The organism is Vibrio frigidus, assembly GCF_042465995.1.
In the GTDB taxonomy this organism is placed as follows: domain Bacteria; phylum Pseudomonadota; class Gammaproteobacteria; order Enterobacterales; family Vibrionaceae; genus Vibrio.
Genome location: NZ_JBCDMC010000082.1, coordinates 1 through 251 on the forward strand (window position 1 = coordinate 1; position 251 = coordinate 251).

A 251-nucleotide genomic window follows, 5' to 3' on the forward strand; every position below is an offset into this window, starting at 1 on the left:
TGTTCTTTGACTCATGATACAGGTCTCATTCCAAGGCATAAGCTTCTCCTCTATGAAGCTTACACATTAACACCTGTTACCCATGTGCCCGGTCAGATCTGTTACCTATGTGGGCGGTCAATACCCAAATACTTCGTCATTCCCGTGAAAACGGGAATCTTAGATCCCCATTTTCATGGGGATGACGTTGGTTTTCGTGAAAATAGGCCCATTTTAATCGAGATGACAGGTTTAGATAACGTTAACCGAAC

The 251-nt window shown here is 43.4% G+C and carries 1 protein-coding gene; it reads left to right on the plus strand.

Translation table 11 applies throughout. The features are described from left to right. The coding region (locus AACW90_RS23070; RefSeq protein ID WP_390239401.1) for a hypothetical protein at positions 1-251 on the plus strand (251 nt) is incomplete at both ends.